This window comes from Kineococcus sp. AC630 (genome assembly GCF_979255925.1).
In genome coordinates this window covers 99,885-121,466 of the sequence record NZ_CEEDMJ010000006.1, presented here as the reverse complement: position 1 = coordinate 121,466, position 21,582 = coordinate 99,885, and the positions used below count along the sequence as shown (strand labels likewise).

The window sequence follows — 21,582 nt, the reverse complement described above, 5'->3', positions numbered from 1 at the left end:
CTGGCGTCCAGTTCGTATCGGGGCGACTTGTAGCCGCTGCCCTGCAGGCAAAAACGTCTCCGGTCGACAGGAATCGACCGGAGACGACCTGTAGACGGGGGTACCCACTGAGCGGGTACCCCCGTCGCTCAGTGCCAGTACCAGGCGACCCAGCCGTTGGCGACATTGACAGTCACGAGGAAGGCCACCGGCAACCACGCCGTCCCGCCGGACATGAGCAGCGCCGAGACTCCCATGACGACGCCCACGAGCGAGCAGAGGAGCGCCAGGACCTCCCAGCCGCCGAGGTGGGGTCCGGAGTGAGTGCGGACCCTCGCGCGGCCAAGGGTCTCCACTGAACGGAGCCCCTTGTCCTCGTCGTCGAGGCTGGTGACGGTGGCGGGCCGCTCGACTGACCGGATCCGGTCAGTCCCCGCGAGATCGTCGGACACGGTGCTCTGTCCGGCGCCGACGATCGGGGCGATGGCCCGCGTGCTCATCGGGCACCGCCCTGGGTGGTGCGGTCCACGATGCGCGCGGCGTCCAGCAGGGCGTCGGTGATGTCGCGCTGGGCGATGGCCCGCGTCATCGCGCTGGCCAACGAGCGCGCCTCGGGGGCGGTCAGCTCGGCCTCGACACCGTTGAAGTTGGCGTAGACGTAGGGGTTCATCCGCTCGGTCGGGGCCCAGTCGACCTGGACCATCCGGTAGTCGTGGTCGTCGTTCTCCTCGGTCTGGTTCAAGAGGATGAGGCTGTGGGCGGGGCCCTCGCCAGCCGCGAGGACGTCCGTGGAGTGGTCGTTGGTGCACCAGGTCGGGCAGTCGGCTTGGTTGGCGGCACCCGTCGGCACTACCGACGGGATGACCACGCCGAGGCCGCGCAGGTCGGCGATGGCGTCCTTGTAGCCGCGGCGCCAGGCGTCAATGTTGTCCGTCTGGGTGACGGACAGTTCAGGTGTGATGGTCGTGGGACGATCCATGACAGGTCTCCTCGTGGTGAAGCACGGGTGGGATCTAGGCCTCCGAGCGGCGTTGGCGCGCTGCTTGGGGGCCGTCTTGCTACCTGGTGAGGTACGCCTCGATCTCCTCGATCGTGACGCCGTCCTCACCGCCGAGGACGACCTCGTCGCCTCGCGTCAGCCAGCACCGGCCGAAGTCGAGGGCACGTGGGTCGCGCCGGCGGTTCTTGACGATCGTGAGCCCCTGGCGTCCAGCTGCTCGGCGTAGCCGGTTGTCCCGGACCTTGGGGTTCTCGCTCACAACAAGATGATGCTCCGCGTGATGCTCCGCGTCAACCTCTGCGACGGCTCAGTCCGCAGGGAGTCCGCAGGCTGCCCACAAACCACCCCATCTGAACAACACACCCAACGTCATCAATGCAGGTCAGACGAGGACATCGAGAGTCGCTGCAGGCCAGGGAGGTCCGCGTGGAGTTCGAGCTCTACTACGACATCTGATCCTCGGACCACGATCTCGCAGTGAGTTCCCGGAGCCCCCGTCCCGACGCCGACCGCGTCGGGACGGGGGCTCCGTCCGTTCCGCTCCACCCCGGCCGTCCCCGGCGACCACCCCGGCCCGGGGGCTGACCCTGGACCCTGGCCGGGGGTATCTTGTGATCTCCCGGGGACAGGACGTCGCCGTGCCAGTCGCCCAGAACACCCAAGGACGGGGATCCTCCGACGTGCCGACGACGACGATCTGCCCGGCCTGCCGCGCAGGCATGCGCGAGGCCGACACCTTCTGCTGGACGTGCGGATCCCCGCGCGGCGGGGCCGTCGGGGCGGCCGCGCCGGACCGGCTCGAGGTCGTCCACCGACCGGACCCGACGCGCCGGGCGGCCCGGTCCCACGGTCGGGGTCCTTCCCGACGCCAGGCCGGGCGGGTCATCGCGGTGTTCTCCGTCGCCCTCGTCGCGGCCGTGGGGATCGCCGCGTGGTGGCTGCTGAAACCCGACGAGGACACCACGACGACGGTGCAGGCGGCGCCGACGCGCTCCACCCCCGCGGCCACCCCCTCCGCCGACCCGGAGCCGGTGAGCGCTCCCCCCGCGACGGCCGAGGCCACCCCCACCGTCCAGTACCCCACCGGTGTGCTCGTGCCGTCGAAGGTCACCGCACCGAGCACGTCACCGGACTCCGCCGACTCCGCCGGACGCACGACCACCTACCGGGCCGCGAACGTCCTGGACGGCGACCCGAGCACGGCGTGGCGCACCGAGGGCAACGCCTCGGGTTCGACGCTGCAGTTCTCCTTCGACTCCCCCGTGCGCATCACCGAGGTCGGGCTGGTGAACGGCTTCGCGAAGGTCGACCCCCACGACGGTACCGACCGCTACACGCAGGGCCGGCGCGTCCTCGCGGTGACCTGGACGTTCACCACCCCGACCGGACCCGTGACGGTGCAGCAACAGTTGCGCGACGGCGACCGTGCCCTGCAACGCGTGCCGGTCCCCGCGGTGGAGGCGAGTTCCGTGGCCCTCACCGTCGACTCCGTGACCCGGCCGGGCGCGGGTGGGCGCTTCGACCGCACGGCCATCAGCGACGTGCAGTTCGTCAACGCCTGATCTCCCAGAAACTCCACGGCGTGTGGTGTTGTGGGTACTGTCAGTACTCACAACGCTGCGACGTGGAGGTGGGACACCGTGCGACGACGCACCGGCCAGGGTTCTCGGACCCGGAGCCTGCGGACCGCGGGTTTCGTCCTCGCCCTCGGGGCGCTGTCCCTCTCGGCGGCTCCGGCCCACGCAGCCGCCCACCTGACCTGCGGGGCCGGACTCACCGTCGACACCACGCTGACCGAGGACCTGGTCTGTCCCGACGCGGGGAACGGACTCGTCGTCCGAGGGAACGGCGTCGTCCTCGACCTGGCGGGGCACCGCATCGTCGGCGGCGGCTGGTCCGGGGTCCTCGTCCAGGGACGTGACGTCGTCGTACGTGGCGGGACCGTCACCGCCTTCGGCGAGGGGATCTCCGTGCTGGGCGGCGCCTCGGCGACCGTCGAGCGGGTCACGTTGCTGCGCAACATCACCGGGATCGACAGCGACGGCGAGGCGGTCCTGCGCGACTCGCAGGTGCGAGCCAACTCCCGGGGCGTCCTCGCCGAAGGCGACGGCGTCGTCTCGGTCGAGGGCTCCGACCTGGCCCGCAACCCGACCGCGGTCTCCGCCTACGACGGTGGCGAGGTGCGCATCACGGACTCCACGGTCCGCAGCAACCAGTGGGCGCTGGACTGCGACGCCGGGACGCTGCACGTACGGCGCTCGGTCGTCCTCGACAGCGGGACCGCGGTGCGCGTGAGCGGGTGCACCGGTTCGTCGGTGGCGGGGAGCCTCTTCGTCCACAACGACGTGCAGGTCGTGGATCCCGCCCTGGCGACCCGCCAGATCGCCTTCTCCTGCACGCGCTTCCTCGACGGGCGCTCGGCTCCCGCCTCCGTGCCCTGCCCCTGAGGTCGCGACCGTTCCCCGCCCCGTGACCACTCGTGAGGACCCGAGAGAGGACCACCCCGTGCGACTGCTCGCCACCACCCTGCTCGTCCCCGCCCTGCTGTTCGCCGGGGCCGGGACCGCCGCCGCGGCGAACGACCCGGTGGCCTGCGGGGACGCCCTCACCACGGACACCCGGCTCACCGAGTCCCTCTACTGCGAGGACGGTCCGGGACTGCGCATCGACACCCCGGGGGTCACCCTCGACCTCGGCGGACACTCCATCGTCGGCAGCGCGGGGATCGGCGTCTCCGTGACCGCCGACGGGGTCACCGTCTCCGACGGCGAGGTCGTCGGGTTCCCCGTCGGCGTCTACACCGGCACGCCGGAGAACGAGTACGAGTACGCCGGCGGTTTCGACCTGCCGGACCTGCCCCCCACCGATGACCAGGGTCCCCAGGCCACGGTGGTGCTGGACCGCCTGGAGATCAACCGGAACGGCGACCTCGGTCTCGAGGTCGCCGGTGCCGCCACGACACTGACCGGATCCGCCCTCGTGGGCAACGACATCGGCGCTCGGGCCGAGTACGGCGGAGAACTCCGGGTGGCCGTCAGCGAGGTCACCGGCAACAGCCTCGGCCTGCAGGCCCTCGAAGGTGGCCCCGTCCGGGTGGAGAAGTCGTTGTTGCGCCGCAACGGCACCGCGGCGGGTTGCTCGGAGAGCGCCGTCTTCGTCGCCGACTCCGTGGTCGCCGACAACAGCACCGGGATCGACTACTTCGTCTGCGGTGGTTCCTCGGTCGTCCGGTCGTTCTTCAGCCACAACGACCAGCACATCGCCAGTGAGGGGTTCCCCGACCAGCTCCCCACCGTCGGCTGCACGGTGTTCGTGCTGGGCGGCCCCGCCCCGGACTTCCCGAAGGCCCCCTGCTTCTGAGCGCTACAACTGCACGCCGCGGGTGAGGGCACCGTCCACCACGAGGTTCGTCCCGGTGACGAAGCTGGCCGCGGGGCTGGACAGGAACACCACCGGCCGGGCGATCTCCTCGGGGGTCGCCATCCGGCCGGTGGGGTTCAGGGCCAGGGCCTCGGCGAAGAACTGCGGGTCGTTGCGTTCGGTCAGCTGCCACACCCCACCCTCGAAGTAGGTGTTGCCCGGCGAGACGGTGTTCGCCCGCACCCCCTCCGCGGCGAACTGGTGGGCGAGACCCTGGGTGTAGGCGACGAGCGCGGCCTTGACCGTCCCGTAGGGGCCGGCGAAGGCGTCGACCTCACGGCCGGAGACGCTGCCGATCGTCACGATGGACCCCCCGCCACCGCGGCGCAGGTGGGGCAGGGAGGCGTCCACCAGCGCGACGGTGCCCATGAGGTCGACGTCGAGCGACAACCGCCAGGACTCCTGGTCGTTGGCCGCGGCGATGGCGCTGACGTTCGCGACGACGGCGTCGATCCCGCCGAGTTCGGCGACGACGTCGTCCACCCAGGCGAACACCTCGTCCCGGTGGGCGACGTCCACGACGGCACCGCGCAGGGTCCCCGGTCCGCCCGCGGCCGCGACGGCCGCCTCGACGTCGTCGGCCGTCCGCGCGCACATCGCGACGTCGGCCCCCTCGGCCAGGAACTCCGCGACGATGGCCGCACCGATCCCCTTCGTCCCGCCGGTCACCAGGACGCGGGCACCGTCCAGCTGCAGGTCCACCAGTTCTCCTCTCAGCCGCGCGCGAGAGCGCGCAACCGGTCGTGGGCGCCGTCGTAGGCGGGCTTCGGCGTGGGCAGCAGGCGTTTCGGGAGCTTCGTCGGCACGCTGTAGTTCACGTCGACGGCGTTGGCCAGCGGGACCTCGCTGATCTGGGAGAGCAACTGGTAGGCGTCGAGGGTCTCCAGTCCGTAGAGCTCCTCGAGCCAGCCGACCGCCTCGACCTGGCCGATGCGCCAGGCATCCTCGAGCGGGCGGGAGGAACCCACGACCGTCCAGTGGGTGTCGGACTCCATCCGCGGCCAGGCCGGGGCGGGGAACCCGGCGGAACCCTTGACGAGGTCGACCAGGACGAGCGAGTTCATCGCGCCCTCCACGGCCGTTCCGCAGGACTCGCCCTCGCCCTGGCGGTAGTGCCCGTCGCCCAGGGAGAACAGCGCCCCGGGGACGTTGACCCGCAGGTAGACCGTCGTGCCGGCCTTCGCCTCGGGGGTGTCCATGTTGCCGCCGAAGGAGTCCGGGACCAGCGACGAACGGACCTCCCCGGCCGCCGGGGCCACCCCGATGGTGCCGAGCATGGGTTCGAGCGGCAGCGCGACGCGGAAGTCCCCCGCGGAGGCCTCGAACGCGACGGTGCCGGCCGCGGAGTCGAGCTGGTAGATCCAGGTCCGCTCGGGCAGCGCGGGCTGCAGGGTGGCCGTGCGGTCGGTGCCGGTGAGCCCCCCGAAGAACGGGATGAGCGCCGAGGCGCCCCAGGTCCGGGCCGGCGTCAGTTCGGCCAGGTGCAGGACCAGGGTGTCGCCCGGTTCGGCGCCCTCGACGAAGAACGGCCCGGTCTGCGGGTTGACGAACGGCATCTGCAGCGAGGCGCCGGGCAGGTCCGCGACGGAACGCAGCCTCCCGCAGAAGGCGTCGTCGCTCCACAACCGCAGAGCCGTCCCGGGACGCACGGTCATCACCGGCGCGACCCCGCCGAACGTCCAGGCGTACTGCTCGGGGGTCGGGGTGAACTCCACGATCTCGACGTCGGGGTGCACGGTCCTCCACTCGGAAACGGTTGCGGTCGATGATCTTCTACCGCACTTGCCGTCCCGACGGAAGACCTCGACTCACGACTCGGGAGGCCGGGTGCCCTCGGACCGGGCCCGCGAGCGCCGCACGGCCTCGTCGAACTCGGCGTCGACCCGGGCGAGTTCCCGCACGAGTTCCTGATCGAGGCTCGCGTCGTGGTCGGCGGTGGAGGCCCGGCGGGGACGTTCGTCCTCGGGGAACCCGGTGCGGTGGGAGGACCAGACCCCCTCGCGCTGCGGGTGGCGGCCGGGGCGGCCGGCGACCAGCCAGGCGATCCCGCCGAGGAGGGGGAGGATCACAGGGCACGGTGCGGATCCCGGAACGTCCCGGGGTGTCGGCTGCGGGGACCCGGAGGCGGGCGGTGGGACCCTGTCGGCGCCGGAGCGCCCGCGGCGGGCGTTCACGCGGATCACCACCCGGACGGGCGTCGCCCCGGGGGCGGATTAGGTTGGGTCCGCACGGACGCGCGGAGGTGTCGTCCGGGACGACGAGAGGTGGGAACACGGTGAGCCAGACGGTGGACACGCACGGTCAACCCTTGAAGCTGGGGTACAAGGCGTCCGCGGAGCAGTTCGCGCCCGGCGAGCTCGCCGACTTCGCCGTCCAGGCCGAGGAGCAGGGTCTGGACTCGGTGTGGATCTCCGACCACTTCCAGCCGTGGCGACACGTCGACGGCCACGCCCCCGCCGCCCTCGTCTGGCTGCCGTGGGTCGCGGCGAAGACGTCCCGCGTCCAGCTCGGCACCAGCGTCCTGACCCCGACGCTGCGCTACAACCCGGCCGTCATCGCCCAGGCCTTCGCGACGCTGGGCTGCCTCGCCCCGGGCCGCGCGATCCTCGGCATCGGCACGGGTGAGGCCCTCAACGAGACCGCCGTGGGCGCGGACTTCCCCGAGATCAAGGAACGCTTCGCCCGGATGCGCGAAGCCGTTCGTCTCATCAAGAAGCTCTGGAGCGAGGAACGCGTCACCTTCGAGGGCGACTACTACACCCTGCGCGACGCGACGGTCTACGACCGTCCCGAGCAGCCCGTCCCGATCTACATCGCCGGCGGCGGCCCCGGCGTCACGAAGTACGCCGGCCGCGCCGGTGACGGCTACATCTGCACCTCCGGCAAGGGCATGGACCTCTACTCCGAGACCCTCCTGCCCGCGCTGAAGGAGGGTCTGGAGGCCTCGGGTCGCACCGAGCAGCAGATCGACCGGACCATCGAGATCAAGCTGTCCTTCGACGAGGACCCCGCCCGGGCGCTGGAGAACACCCGGTTCTGGGCTCCGTTGTCCTTGACGCAGGAGCAGAAGGCCTCCGTCCACGACCCCGTCGAGATGGCCCGTCTCGCCGACGAACTGCCCATCGAGCAGGTCGCCAAGCGCTGGATCGTCTCCTCCGACCCCGCCGAGGTCGCCGCCGCCGTGCAGGGTTACGTCGACGCGGGGTTCACCCACCTCGTCTTCCACGCCCCCGGCCAGGACCAGTCGCGGTTCCTGACCCAGTTCAGCGCCGACGTCGTGCCCCTCCTGCGTCCCTGAGTCAGGACTCCTCGCGGCCGTAGAAGACGCGTTCGACGACGGCGCGGCAGCGACGGGTCGTCCGCAGGTACAGCTCCTCGAACTCCCGGGAACTGCCGGGTTCGAACCCGAACATGCGGGCGACGCCGTCGAGGTCGCGGGCCTGGGTGGGCAGGGAGTCCCCGGACTTCCCCCGCCACAGGGCGACGGCGTTGCGCGCACGGGACGCGAGGTCCCACGCGGTGAGCAGCACGTCGGCGTCGTCCGCGGCGAGGAGGCCGGCCTGGACGGCGGCCCGCAACGCCCGGGGCGTCGACGTCGTCCGCAGCCCCTCGTGCTCGGCGGCGTGCTGCAGCTGCAGCAGTTGCGCGGTCCACTCGACGTCGGAGATCCCCCCGCGGCCCAGTTTCAGGTGCCGCGACGGGTCGGCTCCACGGGGCAGGCGTTCCGCCTCGACGCGGGCCTTGATGCGCCGGACCTCGCGCACGTCGGCCTCGGCCAGGCCCCCTGCGGGCCAGCGCAACGGGTCGATGAGCTCGAGGAACGCCTCGCCGAGGTCGGCGTCCCCGGCGACGGGACGAGCGCGCAGCAGCGCCTGCGCCTCCCACGACAGGGACCAGCGTTCGTAGTAGGCGCGGTAGCTCGACAACGACCGCACGAGCGGGCCGTTGCGGCCTTCCGGGCGCAGGTCCGCGTCGACCTCGAGGGCGGGTTCCGGGCCCGGCGCCCCGAGCGACCTGCGCAGTTCCCCCACGACCTCGGTGGCGGCCTGCTGGGCCTTCGTCTCGTCCGCACCGGGCAGGGGGTCGTGCACGAACAGCACGTCCGCGTCGCTGCCGTAGCCGGTCTCCCCCGCGCCGAGACGGCCCATCCCGACCACGACGACCTTCGTCGGCAGTTGCTCACCGCGCCGGCGTTCCACCGCCCGCACGCTCAACCCGAGCGCCACCTCGAGGACGGCCTGGTCGGCGTCGCTCAGCGCCTGCCCGACGCCCGCGAGGTCGCGGACCCCGACGAGGTCGGCCACGACGGTGCGGAACTGCTCCCGGCGACGGACCCCGCGGGCGGCGAGGACGGCGGCGCCGACGTCCTCGCGGCGACGGGCGGCGGCCTCCGCGTCGGCGATGACCTCGGAGACGTCCTCGGCCGCGAGCCGGTCCTCCCCCGCGAACACCGCGACCGCCTCCGGGGAGCGCAGCAGCAGTTCCACCGGCAACCGGGCCGCGGAGAGCACGTACGCCAGACGTTCCGCGGCGGCGCCCGCGTCGCGCAGCATGGTCAGGTACCACTGGGTACCGGCGAGCGCCTCGGACACCTGGCGGAAGGCGAGCAACCCGGCGTCGGGGTCCGCGCCGTCGGCGAACCAGCCGAGCATGACGGGCAGCAGGGTGCGCTGGATGCTCGCGCGCCGGCTCACCCCGGAGGTCAGCGCCTCGAGGTGGCGCAGCGCCACGGCCGGGTCGCGGTAGCCGAGGGCGGCGAGGCGTTCGCGGGCGGCCTGCGGGCTGAGCTGCGCGTCGATGCGGGCGTCGGCGGCGGGCAGTTTCGCGACGGCCGTCAGCAACGGCCGGTAGAACAGCTTCTCGTGCAGGCGGCGGACGTCGCGCCGGGTTCCGCGCCACACCTCGTCGAGCGCCTTCACCGGGTCGGGTCGCAGGCCCAGGGAGCGTCCCAGCCGTCGGAGGTCCGCCTCCCCCGTGGGCATGACGTGGGTGCGCCGCAACCGGTGCACCTGGATGCGGTGCTCCAACGACCGCAGCAGCCGGTAGTCGCGGTCGAGCTCACCGGCGTCGTGGCGTCCGACGTAGCCGTAGGCGGCGAGGGAGTCGAGGGCCTCGAGGGTGTTCGCGCTGCGGCGCAGGCGTTCGTCGCTGCGACCGTGGACCATCTGCAGCAGCTGGATGCTGAACTCGACGTCGCGCAGACCACCGGCGCCGAGCTTCAGCTGCCGGTCGGCCTCCTTGGAGGGGATGAGCGCCTCGACGCGGCGCCGCATCGACTGCACGTCGGCGACGAAACCCTCGCGTTCGCTGGCGCTCCAGACCATCGGCGCGATGGCGGAGATGTAGGCCCACCCCAGCTCGAGGTCCCCGGCGACGGGCCGGGCCTTGAGCAGGGCCTGGAACTCCCACGTCTTGGCCCACCGGCGGTAGTACTCGACGTGGCTGTCCAGGGTGCGGACCAGCGACCCGGACTTCCCCTCCGGGCGCAACGCCGCGTCGACCTCCCACAACGATCCCTCACCGGTGGGTTCGGAGCAGATGCGTTGCAGCGCGACGGCGAGCTTGGCGCCGACGGCGAGCGCGTCGTCCTCGGCGGCCCCGGGCGCGGGCTCGGCCACGTAGACGACGTCGACGTCGGAGAGGTAGTTCAGTTCCCGCCCGCCGGTCTTGCCCATCCCCAGGACAGCCAGGCGGCAGGCGCGCCAGGACCCGGGTTCCTCGCCCGGGTCGTGGTCGGGCAGTTCCGCACGGGCGATCGCGAGCGCCGCCTCGAGGGCCGCGGCGGCGAGGTCGGCGAGTTCGGCGGAGGTGACGGGCAGGACGGTGAGCGGGTCGGCGGAGGCGAGGTCGCGTCCGGCGAGGCCGAGGAGGCGGCGGCGGTAGGCGACCCGCAGCGCGTCGGTGGGGGTCCGTCCGGAACGGCCCGTCGTGGCGACCGGGACCGGGTCGTCGGCGTTCGCACCGATGGCGGCGAGCAGTTCGGCGCGCAGTTCCCCGGCGTCGGGCGGGGTCGCGGCGGCGAGGACCGTCCAGTGCCGGGGGTGGCGCACCAGGTGGTCGCCCAGCGCCATCGAGCCGCCGAGGACGGCGAGGAGACGGGCGCGGGTCCCGACGACCTCGGGCACGTGGTCGCCGCGCAGGAGGTCGAGCGCGGCGGCGATCCCCTCGACCTCGTGGGAGGCGGAGCTGCGGTCGAACCCGGCGGTGAGGGACTCGGCCCACCGGACCAGGCCGAGCAGGGCCTGGTCCGGGTCGGCCGTGCGGGCCAGCGACCGGACGAGCTCACCGGTGGAGTCGGTGAACTCGCCGTCGGCGGCCACGTCATCCACGTCGCGGACGACGCCCCGCAGCGCCGGGTCGCGCAGCAGCCGTGCGGCCCGGTCCGGGTCGGCGAACCCGGCCCGGACCAGTTGCGCGGTGGCGGAGGAGCGGCGTCCGCGCGTGCCGCCCGGTGTGGTGCTCACAGCAGGGGCAGGTACCGCTTGAGCTCGAAGGGGGTCACCTGCGAGCGGTAGTCGGCCCACTCCTGGCGCTTGTTGCGCAGGAAGTAGTCGAACACCCCTTCGCCGAGGGCCTCGGCGACGAGTTCGGACTTCTCCATGACGGCGATGGCGTGCTCGAGGCTCTGCGGGAGCGGTTCGATGCCCATCGAGCGGCGTTCGGCGTCGGTGAGGGACCAGACGTCGTCCTCGGCGCCGTCGGGCAGGTCGTAGCCCTCCTCGATGCCCTTGAGCCCGGCGGTGAGCAGCAGCGCGAAGGCGAGGTAGGGGTTGGCCGCGGAGTCCAGCGCGCGGTACTCGATGCGCACCGACTGGCCCTTGGAGGGTTTGTACATCGGCACCCGGACGAGCGCGGAGCGGTTGTTGTGGCCCCAGCAGACGTAGCTGGGGGCCTCGCCCCCGGACCAGAGCCGCTTGTAGGAGTTGACGAACTGGTTCGTCACGGCGGTGATCTCGGCCGCGTGGCGGAGGATGCCGGCGATGAACTGCCGCCCGGTGCGGGAGAGCTGGTACTCCGCACCGGCCTCGTAGAAGGCGTTGGCGTCGCCGTCGAAGAGGGACAGGTGGGTGTGCATGCCCGAACCCGGTTCCCCGGCGAGGGGTTTGGGCATGAAGCTGGCGTACACGCCCTGGTCGCCCGCGACCTCCTTGAGGACGGTGCGGAAGGTCATGATGTTGTCGGCCGTGGTGAGGGCGTCGGCGTAGCGCAGGTCGATCTCGTTCTGCCCCGGCCCGCCCTCGTGGTGGCTGAACTCGACGGAGATGCCCATGCTCTCCAACGTCGAGATCGCCGTGCGGCGGAAGTCGGTGGTGGTGCTGCCCGGGTGGTTGTCGAAGTAGCCGACGTAGTCGACGGGTTCGGGCACCGCCCCGCGTTCCAGGGGGGTCTTGAAGAGGTAGAACTCGATCTCGGGGTGGGTGTAGAAGGTGTAGCCCTGCTGCGCCGCGCGGTCGAGGGCGCGCTTGAGCACGAACCGCGGGTCCGAGCGCGCCGGCTGCCCGTCCGGGGTGAGGATGTCGCAGAAGATGCGGGCCGTGCCCTGGTGCTCGTCGCTGGCGCGCCAGGGCAGCACCTGGAACGTCGACGGCTCGGGCTTGAGCAGCATGTCGGACTCCGACACCCGCGAGAGTCCCTCGATCGCGGAACCGTCGAACCCGATCCCCTCGCCGAAGGCTCCTTCGAGCTCGGCGGGTGCGATCGCCACCGACTTCAACGTCCCGATGACGTCGGTGAACCAGAGCCGGACGAAGCGGATGTCCCGCTCCTCCAGCGTCCGCAGCACGAACTCCTGCTGGCGGTCCATGGCACCCTTTCCGTCGCTTCCCTCGCCGGGCCGTCGGCGGTCGTCGCCGGCCCCGGCCTCATCATCGCGCACCCCCACCCCCGGGGGGACGCACACCCCGCCGCGCCCGCCTGTCGCACCCATCGGGGTCACCACGGGTCGCACCCACCGGTGTCACCACGCGCGGACGCGTGGAGTGAGGTGTGGGTGTGCCGAAGTGGTCGCCAGAACGCCTGGTTCGGGACACCCACGCCTCACTCCACGACCCGGTCCCCTCAGACGGTCAGCCGCGGACGCGCCACCACGGCAGGGCGCGTCGCCCGGCGCAGGGCGAGGTAGGCGCGCTCGACCGCCCGGAGGACCCGGCGACCGTCCGTCCGCAGGGTGCGCGGCGAGAACGCCATCACCGGTACGCCCGCCGTTCCCAGTGCGGTGTCGGTGCGCAGCGTCCACTCCCAGTCCTCCTCGGCGAAGTGGTGGCTGCGGGAGTGCACCTGCAGCGCCAGGCCCACCTCGTCGACGAACCCGTCCGGGCTGGGGAGGGTCTCACCGGCGATCGTGGTGAGGACCGGGTTGAGCAGCACGGTGGGGAGGAGGGAGCTGGAGGCGAGCAGGTCGGCGAGCTCGCTCTCGGGCAGGGACCAGGCGCCGCCGGAGACCTCCTGGACGGCGGCCCGGACGGCGGCGCTCCCCCGCACCGCCCCGGCCTCCACCTCCGCGGAGAGTTGGTCCACCGTCACGAACCGCCGCTGCACGGCCTCGAACACCACGGCCCGGACGGCGTCGCCGCGCAGCTGACGGGCCGCGTCGACGACGGTGCGCGGGGGTGAGGTGAAGGCCAGCGGGCCTCTGGACCACTCGTGGGGATCGGGTCGTCGCGTCCGACGGACCGACACCCCGGGACGTTCGCGACTCTTCGCCCCCCAGGGCACGAACAAGCGTCGCACCCCGTCCTCCGGCACCGAGGTGAGTCCGAAGTACCGGGCCGCGGTGGTGGAGCCGATCTGCGCGCCCGGACCGGCGAACAGCTGGGCCGCCACCAGCTTCTGCGCCGGATCGAGTCGGCCCGTGGTCGTCGCGACGACGCTGCCGTGCACGAGCCGCCACCGCCGGCCGAGGGCCCAGCGGATCTGGTGCGTGCTCACCCCCGCGCCGTAGAGCTGTCGCCGGGTGAGCAGGCCGTGCTGCTCGTGCAGGACGGGGCGCAGGGAGTCGGGGATCCAGGACACGTGCTGAGGGTGCGCGTGGTTCCGCCCGTCGTCCCGCCTGTCCGGCCCACGCTGTGGACGGCCCGGCGGCGGGACGCCCTGTGGACACCGCGGTGACGTCCGGGCCGACCTCGTGGAGTGAGGTGTCGGTGCGACGAAGTGGGCGCCGGGGCAGCCGATCCGTCGCACCGACACCTCACTCCACACCTCACGAGGGTGGTGACACCGATGGGTGGGACGGGGCGGGTGGTGAGCCACCCGTGCACCTGGGCAACCGCCCCTCGCCGCGCTCACTACGCTGACCCCATGCCTCAGCTGCGGGTGGCCATGGCCCAGATCGACACGACGGTCGGTGACCTCGACGGCAACGTCGCGGCCATCCGCGCGTGGACGCGGCGGGCGGCGCAGGAGGGGGCGCACCTGGTGCTGTTCCCCGAGACCGCCGTCACGGGGTACCCGGTGGAGGACCTCGCGCTGCGCACGTCCTTCGTGGACGCCTCCAAGCAGGCCGTGAAGCGGTTGGCGCGCGAGCTCGCCGACGACGGTCACGGCGACGTGGCGGTCGTGGTCGGCTACGTCGACCGGGCCGGGGAGGACACCCGGCCGGCGACGGCGGGACGGCCCAAGGGTCTGCCGCAGAACTGCGCGGCCGTGCTGCACGGCGGGCGCGTCGTGGCGCGCTACGCGAAGCACCACCTGCCCAACTACGGCGTCTTCGACGAGTACCGGATCTTCGTCCCGGGCGACGACCTCCTCGTGGTCCGGGTCAAGGGTGTCGACGTGGCCATCGCGATCTGCGAGGACCTCTGGCAGGACGGCGGACCGGTGCAGATGGCCGGTGACGCCGGGGCGGGACTGCTCGCGGTCATCAACGCCTCACCCTACGAACGCAACAAGGACGACGTCCGCCTGGAACTCGTCGCACGGCGCGCGGCGGAGGCCGGCTGCCCCATCGCCTACGTCAACGCCGTCGGCGGTCAGGACGAACTCGTCTTCGACGGCGACTCCCTCGTCGTGGCGCCCGAGGGCACCGTCCTCGCCCGCGGCCCGCAGTTCCGCGAGGAACTCGTCGTCGTCGACCTCGAGGTCCCCGAGGGGGTGAAGACGCCGGGCTGGGAGGAGAACATCCAGCGCGCGACGATCAGCGCGGACCTCGTCCCGGCCTACCAGCCCACCGTCTCCCCGGTCCTGGAGCCGCTGCCCGACGTGGCCGACGTGCACGCGGCGCTGGTGCTGGGGCTGCGCGACTACGTGCGCAAGAACGGTTTCCGTTCCGTCGTGATCGCGGTCTCCGGGGGCATCGACTCCGCGCTCGTCGCGAGCCTGGCCTGCGACGCGATCGGTCCGGAGAACGTCGTCGGGATCTCGTTGCCGTCGGGGTACTCCAGCCAGCACTCCAAGGACGACGCCGAGGACCTCGCGACCCGCTGCGGTTTCGAGTACCGGCAGTACCCGATCGCCCCGATGGTCGACGCCTTCCTCGGAACCGTTCCGCTGCAAGGGGTCGCGGAGGAGAACCTGCAGGCCCGGGTGCGCGGGACGACGATCATGGGACTCGCGAACCAGGAGGGTCACCTGACCCTGGCGACGAGCAACAAGAGCGAGCTCGCCGTGGGGTACTCGACGCTGTACGGCGACTCCGTGGGCGGCTACGCGCCGTTGAAGGACGTCCCCAAGACGCTGGTGTGGGACCTGTCGAACTGGCGCAACGCCGACGCGGCCTCGCGGGGCGAGCAGCCACCGATCCCCGAGAACACCATCACCAAACCCCCGTCGGCGGAACTGCGCCCGGACCAGACCGACCAGGACTCGTTGCCGCCCTACGAGATCCTCGACGCGATCCTCGAGGACTACGTCGAGGGCGACAAGGGCCGCGCGGACATGCTCGAGGCGGGTTTCGACCCCACGGTCGTGGACTCCGTCGTCACCCTCGTCGACCGCGCGGAGTGGAAGCGGCGCCAGTTCGCACCCGGGCCGAAGATCTCCTACAAGGCGTTCGGACGGGACCGGCGCCTGCCCATCACGAACCGCTGGCGCGAACCGGCGGCGTCGGCGACGCTGACGCCGCCGGTCGAGGTCAAGACCGATTCGCCGTTGGGACGGAACTGACATGGCCTACGCCACCGAGGCGCCCGCGAAACGGCGCCGAACCCGCATCCACCACTTCCAGCAGTGGAAGGACGCGGGCGAGAAGTGGTCGATGCTGACCAGCTACGACGCGATGACCGCGGCGGTCTTCGACGAGGCGGGGATCCCGGCGCTGCTCGTGGGCGACTCCGCCGCCAACACCGTGTTCGGGATGGCGACGACGATCCCGGTGACCATCGACCAGCTGCTGCCGCTGGTGCGGGCCGTCGTCGCGGGCGCCCCGCACGCCTTCGTCGTGGCCGACCTGCCCTTCGGCTCCTACGAGGCCTCCGACGAGCTCGCGGTGACCTCCGCGGTGCGGATGATGAAGGAGGGCGGCGCCCACGCGGTGAAGTTCGAGGGCGGCGCGCAGCGCGCCGGCCGGGTCCGGGCCGTCGTCGACGCCGGCATCCCGGTGATGGCGCACATCGGGTTCACCCCCCAGTCCGAGCACGCCCTCGGCGGGTACCGGGTCCAGGGCCGCGGCGACGCGGCCGACCGGGTCCTCACCGACGCCCGCGCGCTGGCCGAGGCGGGCGCCTTCGCGGTGCTCATGGAGATGGTCCCGGCCGACGTCGCGGAACAGGTCACCAAGACCCTGGCCGTCCCGACGGTGGGCATCGGGGCCGGCAGCGGCACCGATGGTCAGGTCCTGGTCTGGCAGGACTTCGCAGGCCTGACGGAGCGCACCGCGTCGTTCGTGAAGAAGTTCGCCGACGTCCGCACCGCGCTGCTCGACGGGGCCCGCGCCTACGCCGCCGAGGTCCGCGACGGCTCCTTCCCCGGGCCGGGCCACTCCTTCTAGTCGAGGCGCAGCGAGAGGGCCTCGCCGCGCACGTGGTCCAGGGCGCGCCGCAGCGCACCCAGGACGACGACGTCGCGACCCAGCGTCGAGGCGACCACGCGGGGGCGCGGCAGGTCGAGGAACGAGGGCAGTTCCCGGTTCACGACCTCGACGAGCGCCGGTGACGCCGCGCCGCCGGCCAGGATCACCCGTTCGGGGTCGAACAGGCTCACGAGCGTGACGACGATCCGCGTCAGGCGCAGTCCGGCGATCTCGACCTGCGCGGTCGCGACGAGCCCACCGGCCCGTGCGGCCGCCAGGACGTCGGCGGCCTCCTCCGTCCCGCCGAGGTCGCGCAGCACCTTGCCGAGACCCGCCGAGGACCCGACCCCCTCGACGATGTCGAGGTAGCGCATCTCCCCCACCCCACCGCGCACCCCGCGCAGCAGCCGCCCGTCGTCGACGACGCCGGCCCCGATGCGTTCCCCGGCGAGCACCGTGACCTGGTGCGCCAGACCGGCCCCGGCCCCGCACCAGCCCTCGGCCAGCGCCGCGAGGTTCGCGTCGTTCTCGACGAGGACGGGCCAGCCGAACCGGTCGCCGAGGACGCCGGCGAGGTCGGGGTTGGTGAACGCCCAGAAGGGGTTGTCCGTGCCGACGGTCCGCCCGTCGACCCCCACCGGGGCCGGGACCCCGACCGAGACGGCCAGCACCCGGGGGGAGCCCGCCGCCGCGCACGCCTCCCGGAGGACCTCGTCGAGGGCGGTGATCCGGTGCGCGACCGGGGTCCGGCCGGCGACCTGGTCGACGACCCGCTCGACCGCCGCCAGCGGGGCACCCCGCAGGTCGGTGACCCGCACCGAGATCCGGTGCTCTCCCGCGTCGATCCCGACGACCGCCGCGGCGCGGGCGTCGAACCCGTACCGACGGGCAGGGCGCCCCTTCGTGTAGGTCCCGGTGGAGCGCTCGTTCTCCAGTTCCCGCAGCCAGCCGCGGTCGATGAGCTCGTCGCACACGTCGTGGACCGTCGCCCGGGAGAGTCCCGTCACGGCGATCAGGTCGCTGCCCGTGACGGCGGCGCCGGGCGGCAGGTCCCAGACGTGCAGGAGCACGGCGCGCGCGTTGTCGTCGCGCAGGCGGCGGGTCACCGACCCGGCGGTGGAACCCGTCGTCGTCACCCCTTGACCCCTCCCCTCGACGCTGGGCACACTTTAGCCACGGCTTAGATTTAGGCCCCACATCAAATACTCACCGTCACTGGAGACCGTGTGTCCCACCTGCTGGAAGAACGACCCACCGCCCCCGCGACCGACGCCACCTGGTGGCGGCAGGCCGTCGTCTACCAGGTCTACCCGCGCAGCTTCGCCGACAGCGACGGCGACGGCATCGGCGACCTCCCCGGCATCACCGCTCACGTCCCGCACCTGCGCCGGCTCGGGGTTGACGCCGTCTGGCTCTCCCCCTTCTACCCCTCCGCACTCGCCGACGGCGGCTACGACGTCGACGACCACCGCGCCGTCGACCCGCGCATCGGCACCCTGGCGCAGTTCGACGACCTCGTCACCGCACTCCAGGCGGCCGGGATCCGGCTCGTCGTCGACATCGTGCCCAACCACTCCTCCGACCGGCACCGGTGGTTCCAGGCCGCGCTCGCGGCCGGTCCGGGTTCTCCCGAGCGGGAGCGCTACGTGTTCCGGCGTGGCCTCGGCGTCGACGGGGAACGACCCCCGAGCGACTGGACCTCGGTGTTCGGCGGTCCGGCCTGGGAACCCGTCGGCGACGGCGACTGGTACCTGCACCTCTTCGCCCCCGAACAGCCGGACTGGAACTGGGACCACCCCGACGTGCGTGCGGACCACCTCGAGACCCTGCGGTTCTGGGCCGACCGCGGGGTCGACGGGTTCCGGATCGACGTCGCCAACGCCCTCACCAAGCACCTCCCGGCCACGTTGCCGAGCGCCGAGGAACTGCGTGCCGCCGACCTGCCCGACGGAGCGCACCCCTACTTCGACCGCGACGAGGTGCACGAGGTCTACGCCGCCTGGCGCGAGCTGTTCGACTCCTACGACCCGCCGCGCACCGCGGTCGCCGAGGCCTGGGTCCCCGCCCACCGCCGCGCCCGCTACGCCTCCCCGCTCGGCCTCGGCCAGGCGTTCAACTTCGACCTGCTCCTGGCCCGCTTCGACGCGGCGACCTACCGCACCGTGGTCGAGGAGAACCTCCGGTTCGCCCGGGACGCCGAGAGCTCCTCGACCTGGGTGCTCTCCAACCACGACGTCGTCCGCCACGCCAGCCGTTTCGCGCTGCCGCCCGGCACCGACGAGAAGGCCTGGCTGCTCAGCGACGGCCACGACCCCGAACCCGACGTCGCCGGCGGTCTGCGCCGCGCCCGGGCGGCCACGGCCTTCGTCCTCGCCCTCCCCGGCAGCGCCTACCTGTACCAGGGGGAGGAACTCGGACTGCCGGAGGTCGCGGACCTGCCGCGGGCCGACCTGCAGGACCCGACGTGGCTGCGCTCGGGCGGCACCGAGAAGGGACGCGACGGGTGCCGGGTCCCGCTGCCCTGGAGCGCCGACGGTCCCTCGCACGGGTTCGGGCCGGGTGGTTCGCACCTGCCCCAGCCGTCGTGGTTCGCCGACGTCGCCGCCGACCGCCAGGACGGCACCCCGGGATCGACGCTGGAGTTCTACCGGACGGCGCTCGCGGTGCGGCGTCGACTCCAGACCGTCGAGGAACTGTCGTGGGTGGAGGGGACCCCCGAGGGTGTCGTGCAGTTCACCCGACCCGGCGGCTGGACGTGCCTGACGAACTTCGGTCCCGACCCGGTGCCGTTGCCCGCCGGTCGGGTCGTGCTGTGCAGCGGTGAACTCGGGAGCGACCTGCTTCCCGCGGACACCACGGTCTGGCTCGAGGACGAGGCTGGACGACCCTCCGCCTGACGGCGACGGCGATGGAGGCGGCGGCAGCGCTCGACCGTGTCCGGCGTCACCCGGGGCGCCGTCACGTGAACGCCCGGTCCTGCTGCGACACCGGTCGCAGCAGGACCGTGGCGGCCAGGGCCGCGAGCACCGCGGGCACCAGCACCGCGGCCACGTCGGGCCAGGGGCCACCCTGCAGGCTCGAGACGAAGATCACCACGCCCTCGGTGGGTTGTGCGCTCTGCTCGCGCTGGAAGGCGGTGGGCGGGGCGTACCAGGCCCACGCCGTGAGCCCGGCCAGGGCGACGCCGACGAGGGCGGCCACCAGGGCCACCACGCCCGCGCACCGTCGCCGCCCCGAGGACCGCCCCCCGGGAGACGCCGCCGAAGCGCACGAGCCGAGGGCGGTGCAGAGCAACGGCAGCGCGGAGTCCAGCCACGCGACCGAGCGGAGGTGGTCGCCGAGACCGGGGGCCTCGGTGAGCCCCGGGTAGGCCGCGACGTCGTCCGCGTCGAGACCCCCGGCGAGGACCGCCGCCGCGGACCCGAGGACCAGGAGCGTCGGAAGCGCCGACGCCAGTACGAGCACCCAGCCGCGAGCGCCGTTCACGACCGCGCCGGACGGGCCAGCACCGTCGCCGCGGTCGCGGCGACGAGGGTCGTGAAGACGAGCGGGCCGAGCACGGGGGCCTGCTGGACGGCGGCGGAGAGGCTGAACCCGCCGTCGGAGTACCCCGGGAACGGATCGGTCCACAGGTCCGTCACGGTCACCACCGCGGTGAGGGCACCGACCACGGCGAGGACCACCGCGACGACGCCGCCGGCCACCCGCACCGGTGTCGGCACCGCCCGGCGCCGCAGGGCGGGAGCGGCCAGGACGAGCGCGGTGAGCACGAGCAGGGCGACGGTCGCGGCCACCAGGGCGGGGGCGGCGGCGATCCCGGACACGGCCGCACCCCAGCGTTGCCCGAAGGAGGTCGCCGAGGACGTGGGGTCCAGCTGGTGTCGCAACGCCTCCGCGGCGGCGTCGACCTGCAGCGACCGGCCGGCGTCGAGGAGCAGCAGGGCCGGCGGGACGCCGGCGGCGAGCAGCAGGACGACGGCCGGCGCGGTCACGGACGCCGGTGGTCGGTGGGGCGGGTCGTGCGGAGGTGCCATGATCCGACGGTAGGACAGCCCGCCCACCCCGTCGGAGGAAACCACCGTGGACCGCCCGCTCAGCCCACCGCAGGGGGCCGGCCCGGAGCCGACGCCCGAGGAACCGCGCGACTGGGTGCACCGCGCCGTGCGCACGGTCGAGGCGGACGCCAACCGCAGCGCCGACACCCACCTGCGGGTGTTCCCGCTGCCGGCGAGCTGGGGGGTCCAGCTCTACCTCAAGGACGAATCCGTCCACCCGACCGGTTCGCTGAAGCACCGGCTGGCCCGCTCGCTGTTCCTCTTCGGCCTGGCCAACGGAGCCATCGGTCCCGACACCACCCTCGTCGAGGCCTCGAGCGGCTCCACGGCCGTGTCCGAGGCCTACTTCGCCCGGATGCTCGGACTGGAGTTCGTCGCGGTGGTCCCCCGCCAGACCGCGGCGGTGAAGCTCGACCTCATCACCCGCTACGGCGGACGGTTGCACCTGGTCGATCGACCCGGTGACGTCTACGCGGCCGCGGAGGACCTGGGGTCGCGGGAGGGCTGGTACTACTTCGACCAGTTCTCCACGGCCTCGACGGTCACGGACTGGCGCGGGAACAACAACATCGCCTGCTCGATCTTCGAGCAGATGGCGATGGAACCCCACCCGGAACCGGAGTGGATCGTGGTCGGCGCCGGGACCGGTGGGACGAGCGCGACGATCGGGCGCTACTGCCGCTACCAGCAGCACGCGACCCGCCTGGCCGTGGCCGACCCGGAGGGTTCCGTGTTCGCCGAGGCCTGGCGCACCGGGTCGCGCACCGTGACCGGTCCGGGTTCCCGGATCGAGGGGATCGGGCGCCCCCGGGTCGAACCCTCGTTCGTGCCCTCGGTGATCGACGAGGTCTTCACCGTCCCCGACGCCGAGTCCGTCGCCGCGATGCGGATGTTGTTCGAGCGCACCGGGATCCGTGCCGGCGCCTCCACGGGGACGAACCTCTCCACGGCGTTGCGCCTCGTCGACCGGATGCGTCGGGACGGGCGGCCCGGGTCGGTCGTCACGCTCATCTGCGACGACGGGAACCGCTACCTGGACACGTACTACTCCGACGCCTGGGCCGAGGGGCGGGGCCTCGACCTCGACGGCGCCCGGGCGGTGCTGGCCCCGCTCTTCGGCGACGTCGGTCCGTGAGCCGACCCCGGCGGAACTCCCGCGACGGGGCGGGTCCGCTTCGCTAGGT

At 72.8% G+C, this 21,582-nt stretch carries 20 protein-coding genes; 8 read left to right on the top strand and 12 right to left on the bottom strand.

From position 1 onward, the window contains the following. Positions 1-128: 128 nt before the first annotated feature. The 3 genes from AC0I8G_RS08420 to AC0I8G_RS08410 all read right to left on the bottom strand — a co-directional run bounded on the left by AC0I8G_RS08420 (position 129) and on the right by AC0I8G_RS08410 (position 1,238). Positions 129-479 (bottom strand): hypothetical protein, encoded by a 351-nt coding sequence (locus AC0I8G_RS08420; RefSeq protein ID WP_471729500.1) that lies wholly within the window; start codon positions 477-479, stop codon positions 129-131. Beyond that, entirely contained in the window at positions 476-958 is a 483-nt protein-coding gene (locus AC0I8G_RS08415) for a DUF6907 domain-containing protein (RefSeq protein ID WP_471729499.1), read from the bottom strand. Before AC0I8G_RS08415 ends, AC0I8G_RS08420 begins: the two co-directional genes overlap by 4 nt. Before the next feature lie 79 nt (positions 959-1,037). Then, positions 1,038-1,238, bottom strand: coding sequence for a hypothetical protein (locus AC0I8G_RS08410; protein ID WP_471729498.1), 201 nt, complete (start codon positions 1,236-1,238; stop codon positions 1,038-1,040). Between the two features lie 379 nt (positions 1,239-1,617). On the opposite strand from AC0I8G_RS08410, the gene AC0I8G_RS08405 reads away from it, so the two are divergent. The 3 genes from AC0I8G_RS08405 to AC0I8G_RS08395 all read left to right on the top strand — a co-directional run bounded on the left by AC0I8G_RS08405 (position 1,618) and on the right by AC0I8G_RS08395 (position 4,339). Continuing rightward, positions 1,618-2,541: a discoidin domain-containing protein gene (locus AC0I8G_RS08405; RefSeq protein WP_471729497.1), complete on the top strand. Its 924-nt coding sequence runs from the start codon at positions 1,618-1,620 to the stop codon at positions 2,539-2,541. A 78-nt stretch (positions 2,542-2,619) separates the two neighbouring features. Then, positions 2,620-3,426 (top strand): right-handed parallel beta-helix repeat-containing protein, encoded by an 807-nt coding sequence (locus AC0I8G_RS08400; RefSeq protein WP_380260128.1) that lies wholly within the window; start codon positions 2,620-2,622, stop codon positions 3,424-3,426. A 58-nt stretch (positions 3,427-3,484) separates the two neighbouring features. Continuing rightward, positions 3,485-4,339 carry a hypothetical protein gene (locus AC0I8G_RS08395; protein WP_471729496.1) on the top strand — a complete coding sequence of 285 codons (855 nt, stop codon included), beginning with the start codon at positions 3,485-3,487 and terminating at the stop codon, positions 4,337-4,339. A gap of 3 nt (positions 4,340-4,342) precedes the next feature. Here the strand turns inward: AC0I8G_RS08395 and AC0I8G_RS08390 are convergent, their stop codons facing one another. From AC0I8G_RS08390 to AC0I8G_RS08380, 3 genes are all read right to left on the bottom strand, one after another. Continuing rightward, positions 4,343-5,101, bottom strand: a complete 759-nt coding sequence (locus AC0I8G_RS08390; RefSeq protein ID WP_328295590.1) for an SDR family NAD(P)-dependent oxidoreductase — start codon at positions 5,099-5,101, stop codon at positions 4,343-4,345. An 11-nt stretch (positions 5,102-5,112) separates the two neighbouring features. Continuing rightward, on the bottom strand, positions 5,113-6,135 hold the full coding sequence (locus AC0I8G_RS08385) for an acetamidase/formamidase family protein (protein WP_328295589.1): 1,023 nt from the start codon (positions 6,133-6,135) through the stop codon (positions 5,113-5,115). Between the two features lie 72 nt (positions 6,136-6,207). After that, on the bottom strand, positions 6,208-6,468 hold the full coding sequence (locus AC0I8G_RS08380; RefSeq protein WP_471729495.1) for a hypothetical protein: 261 nt from the start codon (positions 6,466-6,468) through the stop codon (positions 6,208-6,210). Between the two features lie 206 nt (positions 6,469-6,674). Here AC0I8G_RS08380 and fgd point away from each other — a divergent pair, with 206 nt between their 5' ends. Continuing rightward, a complete protein-coding gene (gene fgd / locus AC0I8G_RS08375; RefSeq protein ID WP_471729494.1) occupies positions 6,675-7,697 on the top strand; it encodes a glucose-6-phosphate dehydrogenase (coenzyme-F420) in 1,023 nt (340 codons plus the stop codon). Between the two features lies 1 nt (position 7,698). Here the strand turns inward: fgd and AC0I8G_RS08370 are convergent, their stop codons facing one another. The 3 genes from AC0I8G_RS08370 to AC0I8G_RS08360 form a co-directional block, all read right to left on the bottom strand. Then, positions 7,699-10,863: a bifunctional [glutamine synthetase] adenylyltransferase/[glutamine synthetase]-adenylyl-L-tyrosine phosphorylase gene (locus AC0I8G_RS08370; protein WP_471729493.1), complete on the bottom strand. Its 3,165-nt coding sequence runs from the start codon at positions 10,861-10,863 to the stop codon at positions 7,699-7,701. After that, positions 10,860-12,203, bottom strand: coding sequence for a glutamine synthetase family protein (locus AC0I8G_RS08365; RefSeq protein ID WP_328295586.1), 1,344 nt, complete (start codon positions 12,201-12,203; stop codon positions 10,860-10,862). The genes AC0I8G_RS08370 and AC0I8G_RS08365 overlap by 4 nt, the downstream gene beginning before the upstream one ends. Positions 12,204-12,457: 254 nt before the next feature. After that, positions 12,458-13,411, bottom strand: coding sequence for a hypothetical protein (locus AC0I8G_RS08360; RefSeq protein WP_471729492.1), 954 nt, complete (start codon positions 13,409-13,411; stop codon positions 12,458-12,460). 285 nt (positions 13,412-13,696) lie between these two features. Between AC0I8G_RS08360 and AC0I8G_RS08355 the strand changes: the two genes are divergently transcribed. Continuing rightward, positions 13,697-15,499 (top strand): NAD+ synthase, encoded by a 1,803-nt coding sequence (locus AC0I8G_RS08355; RefSeq protein WP_471729491.1) that lies wholly within the window; start codon positions 13,697-13,699, stop codon positions 15,497-15,499. Between the two features lies 1 nt (position 15,500). Continuing rightward, positions 15,501-16,322 (top strand): 3-methyl-2-oxobutanoate hydroxymethyltransferase, encoded by an 822-nt coding sequence (gene panB / locus AC0I8G_RS08350; protein WP_471729490.1) that lies wholly within the window; start codon positions 15,501-15,503, stop codon positions 16,320-16,322. Here the strand turns inward: panB and AC0I8G_RS08345 are convergent. Beyond that, complete coding sequence (locus AC0I8G_RS08345; RefSeq protein ID WP_471729489.1) at positions 16,319-17,479, bottom strand: ROK family protein; 1,161 nt, start codon at positions 17,477-17,479, stop codon at positions 16,319-16,321. The two genes, panB and AC0I8G_RS08345, sit on opposite strands and share 4 nt — an antisense overlap. Positions 17,480-17,569: 90 nt before the next feature. Here AC0I8G_RS08345 and AC0I8G_RS08340 point away from each other — a divergent pair, with 90 nt between their 5' ends. Continuing rightward, complete coding sequence (locus AC0I8G_RS08340; protein WP_471729488.1) at positions 17,570-19,240, top strand: glycoside hydrolase family 13 protein; 1,671 nt, start codon at positions 17,570-17,572, stop codon at positions 19,238-19,240. A gap of 61 nt (positions 19,241-19,301) precedes the next feature. Here the strand turns inward: AC0I8G_RS08340 and AC0I8G_RS08335 are convergent, their stop codons facing one another. Both AC0I8G_RS08335 and AC0I8G_RS08330 read right to left on the bottom strand, forming a co-directional pair. After that, on the bottom strand, positions 19,302-19,829 hold the full coding sequence (locus tag AC0I8G_RS08335; RefSeq protein WP_471729487.1) for a hypothetical protein: 528 nt from the start codon (positions 19,827-19,829) through the stop codon (positions 19,302-19,304). Next, positions 19,826-20,377, bottom strand: coding sequence for a hypothetical protein (locus AC0I8G_RS08330; RefSeq protein WP_471729486.1), 552 nt, complete (start codon positions 20,375-20,377; stop codon positions 19,826-19,828). The genes AC0I8G_RS08335 and AC0I8G_RS08330 overlap by 4 nt, the downstream gene beginning before the upstream one ends. Before the next feature lie 46 nt (positions 20,378-20,423). Between AC0I8G_RS08330 and AC0I8G_RS08325 the strand changes: the two genes are divergently transcribed. Next, positions 20,424-21,533, top strand: coding sequence for a PLP-dependent cysteine synthase family protein (locus AC0I8G_RS08325; RefSeq protein WP_471729485.1), 1,110 nt, complete (start codon positions 20,424-20,426; stop codon positions 21,531-21,533). Positions 21,534-21,582 lie beyond the last annotated feature (49 nt).

Bases quoted from the DNA above. Each gene is read 5' to 3' on its own strand.
- AC0I8G_RS08415 (WP_471729499.1), bottom strand. From the start codon at position 958: ATGGATCGTCCCACGACCATCACACCTGAACTGTCCGTCACCCAGACG.
- AC0I8G_RS08420 (WP_471729500.1), bottom strand. From the start codon at position 479: ATGAGCACGCGGGCCATCGCCCCGATCGTCGGCGCCGGACAGAGCACC.
- AC0I8G_RS08355 (WP_471729491.1), top strand. From the start codon at position 13,697: ATGCCTCAGCTGCGGGTGGCCATGGCCCAGATCGACACGACGGTCGGT.
- panB (WP_471729490.1), top strand. From the start codon at position 15,501: ATGGCCTACGCCACCGAGGCGCCCGCGAAACGGCGCCGAACCCGCATC.
- AC0I8G_RS08330 (WP_471729486.1), bottom strand. From the start codon at position 20,377: ATGGCACCTCCGCACGACCCGCCCCACCGACCACCGGCGTCCGTGACC.
- AC0I8G_RS08365 (WP_328295586.1), bottom strand. From the start codon at position 12,203: ATGGACCGCCAGCAGGAGTTCGTGCTGCGGACGCTGGAGGAGCGGGAC.